Consider the following 8625-nt stretch of genomic DNA (forward strand, 5'->3'; position numbering starts at 1 on the left):
ACAACTGCTCAACAGCGCCGGCGTGATCACCGCCAACGGCGCGCAGATCAAAGCGTCGACACTGGACAACCGCCAGGCCGGTCAAGTGGTGAGTCTGGGCGGTTTGATCCTCAACGCTGGCCAACTGTGGAATGCCAGCGGCGGGTTGATCACCAGTAACGCTAACGTGGCGATCACGGCGCAAAATCTCGATAACAGCACTCAGGGCAAGATCTCGAGTGTTGGGGCCCTGTCGGCGGACATTGCCGGACAGCTGCTCAACAGCGCGGGTTTGATCACCGCCAATGGCGCACAGATCAAAGCGTCGACGCTGGATAACCGCCAGGGCGGTCAGGTGCTGAGTCAGGGCGCTCTGACCATCGCCTCAGGTCAGCTTTTGAACGCCAATAATGGCGTGATCGCCAGCAACGGCAATCTCTCGATCACTGCGCAGGATCTCGACAACAACACACAGGGCAAAATCTCAAGTGTGGCGGCATTGTCTGCGGATATCTCTGGACAGCTGCTCAATAACGGCGGCGCGTCGATCACCGCCAACGGTGTGCGGATCAACACGACGACCCTGGATAACCACGAGGGTGGTCAAGTGCTGAGCCAGGGCGATCTGTCCATAGCCGCCAGCCAACTGTGGAACGCCAGCGGCGGCTTGATCACCAGCAACCGCAATCTGGCAATCACTGCGCAAACCTTCGACAACAGCCAGAAGGGCAAGGTAACCAGTGTTGGCGCCCTGTCGGCGGACATTGCCGGGCAACTGCTCAACGGATCGGGAACGGTCACCGCCAACGGCAGCACCCGCATCAACGCCGCCAGCGTGGATAACCGCGGGGGCGAGCTGACCAGCGTCAGTGACCTGAGCCTGCAAACCGGCGAGGCGGACAACAGCAACCGCGGTCGAATCGCAGGGGCAGGCGTCACCCTCAACACCGCCGCGTTCAACAACCGCAACGGGACACTCACCAGCACCGGCGCGCTGCTGCTTACGGCGCAGCACGTCGGTAACAGCGACGCAGGTCGCATTGCCAGTGCGCAGGCACTAACGGCCTCTGTCACCGGGCTGGACCAGCACAACGGCGGCCATCTCTACAGCAACGGCGATGTCAGCCTGGACCTCCACGGCGGGCTGCTCAACAACCAGGGCGGCGTTATCACGGCGCCGGGGCAGTTGCTGTTGAAGAACCTCGCCCGCGTCGACAACCGCTCGGGCGAAATTTCCAGCCTCAACGCGTTCGCCCTCGCAGCTGACAACCTGCAAAACGACGACGGCTCGCTGATCAGCAAACAGACCTTGAGCGTTCGGGTCAATGAGCAGCTGAGCAACGTCCGCGGGCTGATCTCCGCCAAGGGCATCGACCTGCACGCCGGCACGCTGCTCAATGACGATGGCAGCATCAGCAGTGATGCGGCGTTGAATGTGGTCGTCGACGCCGCACTGTCGAACCAGAACGGCGAGCTGTCGGCGGCGCAGGTCGGCACCGTCACGGCGGCCAGTCTGAACAACGCGGGCGGGCAGATCACGGCCGATGAACGCCTGACCCTGGGCGTCAGCGGCGCGATCAATAGTCAGGGCGGCACACTGGGTGCCGCCGATGGCGTGACCGTCACCGCAAGCAGTCTGGACAACAGTCAGTCGGGCACGGTGGTGTCCGATGGCGATGTCACGATCACCCTGAACGGCGCGCTGAACAATCAGGCGGGCGGCAGCATTCAGTCCAAAGGTGCGCTGGCGCTGCAAAGCCTGTCCCTGGACAACCGCGGCGGCGTTGTGTCGACGCAGAACGCGTTGACGCTGCGCAGCGCCACGGTCGATAACCGCGGCGGCTCGGTGCGTGCCACCCAGGACATGCAGCTGCTCATCGATGCGCTGGATAACAGTCAAAAGGGTTTGATCAGCGGCAAGGGCGGGATTGCGTTCCTCGGCCAGCAATTGAACAACCAGAGCGGCCTGCTCAGTGCCGCCGGTTTGCTGCAGATCCAGGCCGACAGCGTGCGTAACGGCGCCGGTCGCATCGCCAGTCAGTCTGATCTGGTCGCCAACGTTGGCGACCTCGCGCAGCAGGGCGGCGAGTTCGTCGCTCAGGGCAATCTGACGCTAACCGGTAACATCCTCGATAACAGTGGCGCCGGTTTGGTCGGCGCGACAAAAGCGCTGAAACTCACCGTCGGCAACGTGAATAACCGTGGCGGTGAGCTGTCCAGCCAGCAGGACGTGACGATCACCGCGCAGCAACTGGACAACAGCGATGTCGGCAAAGTCATCGCTGGTACGGCGTTGCAGCTCAACGTCGATCGTCTGATCAACCGCACCAAAGGCATGCTGTTTGGCGACACCCTGCAACTGAGCGGCTCAACGCTGGACAACGGCGCCGGTACCCTGGCGAGCCAGAACGGTCTGGCTGTCGACCTTGGCGGCGCGCTGCTCAACGACGCCGGTTTGCTCAGCAGCGAAGCCGCGCTGAGCCTCAAGGCAGCGTCGCTGTCGAACACCGCAGGCAGCGTGTCCAGCGCGGGCGCGCTGACCATCGCCACCCCCGGCGCGGTCAATAACCAGCACGGCTCGATCACCACCGATGGCGGCCTGACCCTCGCCAGTGCCAGCCTCGACAACCGTAATCAGGGTGTGATCTCCGGCAAAACCAGCGCGGCAATCAACACTGGTGCCTTTGATAACAGCCACGGCGGACAGCTCACCAGCGCCGACACCTTGACCCTCACCGCAGGCCAGGTCACCAATCAGGACGGCGCACGCATCGCCGCGACCAAAGCGGTCAACGCGAGCGTGACCGGCCTCGATCAACAGGGCGGTGAACTGTTCAGCAACGGCGCCTTGACCCTCGACCTCAACCACGGCCAGCTCAACAACCAGAATGGCCTGATCAATTCCCCCGGCGCGCTGCTGCTGAAAAACCTGGCAGGCGTGAACAACCAGAACGGCGAAATCTCCAGCACCCAAGGCTTCACCTTCGGCGCGGATAGCCTCGATAACGGCAGCGGTAAATTGCTCAGCGATCAAGCATTGATCGTGCGCGTGGCCCAGGCGCTCAATAACGTCAAAGGCGTGATTTCCGCCGCTTCCCTTGACGCCCGCAGCGACAGCCTCGACAACACCGAAGGCCTGCTCAGCAGCCGAGGTGCGTTCGACCTCACCGTCAGCAACGCCCTGAACAACCACAACGCCACGTTGGTGGCCGACGGCAAGCTGACCCTCAACGCCGCCAGCGTCGACAACGGCCTGGGCCAGATCGCCAGCAAGCAGGACCTGATCGCCAACATCGGCGGCCTGCAACAGCAGGGCGGCCAGTTGATCGCCCTTGGCGCGCTGAACCTCACCGGCGCAAGCCTCGACAACCGCCAGGACGGCCTGGTCAGCGCCAACGGCGTCATGACCTTGAACGTCGGCAGCATCGACAACCGCGGCGGCGAGCTGTCCAGCCAGGACGACATCAGCGTCACAGGCCAGCGTCTGGACAACAGCGACGCAGGACGCGTCATCGGCCAGAAGTCCCTGACGGTGACCGTCGATCAACTGCTCAACCGCACCAACGGCGTGTTGTCGGGCAAGTCATTGCTGACGGTCACGGGCACGCAGATGGACAACAGCGGCGGCAACCTGGTCAGTCAGGAGAAAATCGACCTGGGCCTCAGCGGCGCGCTGCTCAACGGCCAGGGCCTGATCGACAGCGAAGGCACCCTGAACGTGCTCAGCGCTTCGTTGGCCAACAACGGCGGCAGTCTGTCCAGTGCCGGTGCGTTGACCGTCGACACCCTCGGCGCGATCAGCAATCAGGGCGGCAAGCTGGTCACCGATGGCGGGTTGAGCCTCAACAGCAGCAGCCTCGACAACAGCCAGGGCGGCAGCATCAGCGGCAAAGGCGCGCTGTCGTTGCACACCGGCGACTTCAACAACAGCCAGAACGGCCGCGTCAGCAGCGCCTCGACCCTGGAGATGGTGGCGGCTCAGGTCAGCAACCTCGACGGCGGCAGCATCGGCAGTAACGGCGCGCTTTCGGCCAGCGTCACCGGGCTGGATCAACAGGGCGGCATGCTCTTCAGCAACACCGACCTGACCCTCGATGTGAATCACGGCCAACTGAATAACCAGAACGGTCTGATCAACGCCCCCGGCATTCTGCTGCTGAAAAACCTGGCCAGCGTGAACAACCAGAGCGGTGAAATCTCCAGCGCTCAGGGCTTCACCTTCAGCGCCGACAGCCTCGACAACAGCAACGGCAAACTGCTCAGCAACCAGCCGCTGATCGTCCGCGTCGCCCAGGCGTTGACCAACGTCAAGGGCATGGTCGCCGCAGCCAACCTGAACATTGATGCCGGCTCGCTGAACAACAGCGCCGGCACCCTGACCAGCCGCGGCGACTTCGGCCTGAACGTTCACGGCCTGCTGACTAACCAGAGCAACGGCCTCATCAACGCGACTGGTGCGCTCGACGCCACCGCCGTCAATCTCGACAACCGTGGCGGCCTTCTGCTGGCCGGCACCGACCTGACCCTGCACACCGGTTCGCTGGACAACCGCACCACCGGGCTGATCAACAGCAAGGGCACGCTGCACCTGAACGCTCAGTCGCTGGATTCCAGCGACGGCGGTGAAGTCTCGGCCAAGGGCGACATGACCCTCACCCTCAACAGCCTGACCCAGAACGGCGGACGGCTGCTGGGTGACGGCGCCGTGGCGCTGGACTTCAACGGCGCCGACCTGAACAACCAGCGCGGGCTTATCACCGCGAAAGGCGCCTTGACCGTCAACCGGATGCGCGACTTCAACAACCAGGCTGGAGAGATGTCCAGCGCCCAGAGTTTCACCTTGACCGGGCGCACGCTGGACAACAGCAGTGGCCGACTGATCAGCAACCAGAACCTGGTGCTCAACGCCACTACGCTGGTCAACCAGGCCGGCCTCATCTCCGGTTGGGCAGGGCTGAACGTCAGTGGCGCAACCCTGGACAACCGCAACAGCGGCACACTCTCCAGCCGTAGTGGCGACGTCGGCGTCAACCTGACGGGCGCGCTGCTCAATGGCGCCGCCGGGGCGCTGGTCAGCCAGAAAGCCCTCAGTGTTCGTGCCGCCAGCGTCGATAACCGTGGCGGGATTCTGTCCAGCGGTGCGGGACAGACGTTCAACGTCAGCGGCGTGCTGAACAACGGCCAGAACGGCTTGATCGACAGCGGCGCCGCCCTGACCATCAATGCCGCCGGCCTCGGCAACGCGGCAGGCACGGTCAACGCGCAACAGAACATCAGCTTCACCGGCACCGACCTGGACAACAGCGCGGGCACCGTCGCGGGTAACACCGCCGTCACCCTTGATCTGCTCGGCACCCTGACCAACACCCATGGCAAGCTCGCCAGCGCGGGGGATCTGCTGATCCAGCGCGCCGCCCAGATCAACAACCAGGGCGGTCAACTGGCCAGCCAGCGGGCGCTTACCCTCACCACCGGTGGCCTGGACAACAGCAATCGCGGCACCGTGGCCGCCAACGACCAGCTTCAGGTCAACGCCAGCGGCGCAGTGCAGAACGGCAACGACGGCCTGATCTACAGCAAAAACGCCAACCTCAGGCTGCAAGCCGCGAGCCTTGCCAACGGTAGCGGCACCCTGCAAAGCCAGGGCGCACTGGACCTGACCGTCAACGGCGACATCGACGGCCAGAACGGCCGGATCATCGCCCAGGCCGGCAACCTCAACCTGACCGCCAACAACGTCGACAACCGTGGCGGCGTGCTGTCGAGCCTGCAGAGTGCCTTCGTCGCGCGCATCACCGGTGTGCTGAGAAATGGTTACGACGTCAATCGTCAGGGCGGCATCACCCAGGCGCAAAACCTCGACATCCGCGCACTGGCCGGCATCGACAACTACGGCGGCCGGGTGTCGGCTCAGGGCGGCGACGCGCTGATCAACACCGGCAGCGGCAACTTCGACAACCGCAACGGCGGCCTGTACGCCAGGCAGCGGATCAACGTCACCGGCAACAATTTCGACAACAGCGGCGACAACGACGGCCAGATCGCCGGCCAGCAAATCGACCTCAGCCTCGCCGGCGCGCTGAACAACCGACTGGGCATCATCGAGAGTGACAGCACCCTCAGCATCAGCGCCGCCAGCCTCGACAACCAGACCGGCAAACTGCGCGCCCTCGGCACCAGCGGCCTGACCAACCTGCACATCAGCGGCCTGTTCGACAACCGCAACGGCGCTTTGGAAACCGCCAACACCGACCTCGCGGTGGGCGTCGGCAGCCTCCTCAATGGGGGCGGCAGCATTCTGCACGTCGGCAGCGGCAACTTCGGCGTGTCCACCGACAATGTCATGAACGCCGGCGGCAGCCTGGTGACCCGTGGCGTGCTGACCCTCAACGCCGACACCTGGACCAACAGCAGCGTTCTTCAGGCCGGCACGTTGAACGTCAACGTCAACAACTTCACCCAGACCTCGGCGGGGCAGTTGCTGGCGTCGACGGCGTTTGTCGGGACCGGCGGGAACTGGATCAACGATGGGTTGATCGCCAGTGACGGGGCGATGAATGTCTCGTTGTCGGGCGGGTATTCGGGTAATGGCCGACTGACCAGCCTGGGGACGCTGGGGCTGAGCGCGAATCGACTGGATCTGAATGCGCCGACTTCCATTGCAGGGGGTGGGCGGACGGATATCAATGTGGCGGGGGCTGTGGTCAACTACGGTCGCCTGACTTCAAGTGCGGACCTCTTCGTCAACGCGGGCAGCGTTACCAACTACGGTTCGTTGGGCGCGGGCCAATCCCTGACGATCACGACGCCTACGCTCAACAACAATCAGGGCCTGATCTTCAGCGGCGCGAACATGCAGCTGAACACCGGGACCCTGACCAACACGAAAGGCGATTTCTACAGCCTGCGTGATCTGACAATTGGTGGTTACGGGGCTGCACGTGCAGACCAGGTCTCCAACGTCTCCGGTTCGATGGAAAGCGGTGGCACCTTCACCATCAATGCCACGGCGTTCGAGAACCGTACTGAGGGTTCGGGCGGCGCGCAGAACTTTGCGGTTGGGCGCACCCTGGTGAGTGGGTTTATTGCGGTGCAGTGTGTTGACTGTAGCGGTGACCATTACTCGGTTAATTACATCGCCCGCGAAACCTTCGACGCAGGCCAGGACAACGACACCAGCGCCTCGGCACTGATGACGTCCGGTGGTGATTTCAACTTCACCGGCGGCAGCTTTATCAACAGCAAGAGCACGGTTAGCGCCGTCGGCAATATTTCGATCCAGGCGGATAACGTTAAGAACATCGGCGCGGTGAGCGGGACCGTTGAGCGCACGCGGACGTTCTTCCACGGTGGTTCTACGGATGGGACGGTCAGACGCTTCCTGCCTACGATTGATGAGTACAACCAGCGCAACAATCCAGACTTTCCAAACGTTTATTACGTCAACGCCAACGGTGATTTGAAACTCGGCGTCCCGTACGCCGCGATTTACACCGAGAGAGGGGGTAAAGGCGAGCGGACGGATTACAAATACATCGGAGTCAAGGATGCCGTGACGGGTGAGGTCATTGGCAGCTATCGCTATCCCGCTACCCTTGTAGGTTACGCATGGGGAACCACGCCGGCTTCGCAGTACGACCCGGCAAACCTCATGCAACTGCCAACCGCAGTCACCGCCATGACATTGGTCAGCGACGTCGAAGTCGCCAAAGACGGCACGGGCAACGCCGGTCGCAGCGCCGTCATCCAGGCGGGCGGAAACGTGGCGATCACTGCCACCAAAGACTTGCAAAACAGCGTCATCCACGAAGACTACGCCTCGGCCGGCGGCACCAACAAAGTCGCCGACACCCACGCCAACGGCACCGGTCAGACCGTCGTCGTTCGCTTGAACGCGCAACTGCCACCCGACCTCGCGCAAAAGCAAGTCGACCCCACTGCACTCCCCGGATTTAGCCTGCCCACCGGGCAGAACGGCCTGTTCCGCCTGAGCGGACAGGGCGGCAGTAACGCCGCTGTCACTGTAGCCACCACCGCACCACAAAGCTGGACCATGACAGGCGCCAGTGTTTCTGCGGCTCAACGCGATCAGGCCCTTCCCGTCAGGCAGGGCAGCAACCTGCAAATCGCGTCCGCAAGTCAGGCACTCAGCACTGGTCGGCAGCTCGGCGATTCAACTCGGACCCCGTCGGCCATCAACGCCGATGCATCGGCCTTTAACGTCTCAACACCGGGTGATTCCGGCAACGGAGGGTTCTCCGTTCCGAGCCACCAGGCCGGCGCGGGTGGCATTGCCGCCGTCGACCAGGTCGCGGGTGTCGCAAGCGTCACGGGTGTTGGGGGCGTAGCAGGTGTCCGCGGTATAACCGGTGTCACCGGCGCAGCAGGCGTTACTGGCCTCTCCGGAATCCCGGGCGCAACAGGCGTTACCCCCAATCCCGGGACCAGCGGCATCAGTGGCGCAAGCGCTACCGGCATCAGCCCGGGCCAGTCGGCGACCGCCCAGACCGTCGCCCGAGTTCAGGGCCTGCCCTCCACCGCAGCCACGGCGCGCACCGGCAAATACCTGATCGAAACCAACCCGGTGCTCACCGACCTCAAGCAATTCATGAGCTCGGATTACCTGCTCGCGGGCCTGGGCTACAA

At 63.4% G+C, this 8625-nt stretch carries 1 protein-coding gene; it reads left to right on the plus strand.

Going from position 1 to position 8625, the window contains the following annotated elements:
- A partial coding sequence (locus BMY98_RS27125; RefSeq protein ID WP_425438915.1) for a beta strand repeat-containing protein occupies positions 1 to 8625 on the plus strand: 8625 nt, incomplete at both ends.

The organism is Pseudomonas graminis (assembly GCF_900111735.1).
Classification (GTDB): Bacteria; Pseudomonadota; Gammaproteobacteria; order Pseudomonadales; family Pseudomonadaceae; genus Aquipseudomonas; species Aquipseudomonas graminis.